The following is a 254-nucleotide window of genomic DNA, read 5'->3' on the forward strand; positions in this document are numbered from 1 at the left end:
GCGCTTTCGACCGGGTTGCCCCATTCGGGCCATTCCGGCGGGGTGAGCGGCAAAGTGTCGTCGAGCATGGTGTTGAGGACGTCGACGAAGGGCACGTCGGCGATGACGCCGCCGAAGAGATCGGGCGCCATATTGGCGACGGCGCCCATCAGCATGCCGCCCGCCGAGCCGCCATGGGCGACGATCTGCCCGCGTTTGGTGAAGCCTTCGGCCACGAGATGCTCGCCGGCGGCGATGAAATCCGTGAACGTATT

The 254-nt window shown here is 66.1% G+C and carries 1 protein-coding gene; it reads right to left on the reverse strand.

Annotated elements, in window-relative coordinates:
* Window positions 1-254: prolyl oligopeptidase family serine peptidase (locus CH341_RS32935; protein ID WP_146604808.1), on the reverse strand; the 254-nt coding region annotated here is incomplete at both ends.

Origin of the sequence: Rhodoplanes roseus (assembly GCF_003258865.1) — a bacterium.
GTDB classification, from domain to species: Bacteria; Pseudomonadota; Alphaproteobacteria; order Rhizobiales; family Xanthobacteraceae; genus Rhodoplanes; species Rhodoplanes roseus.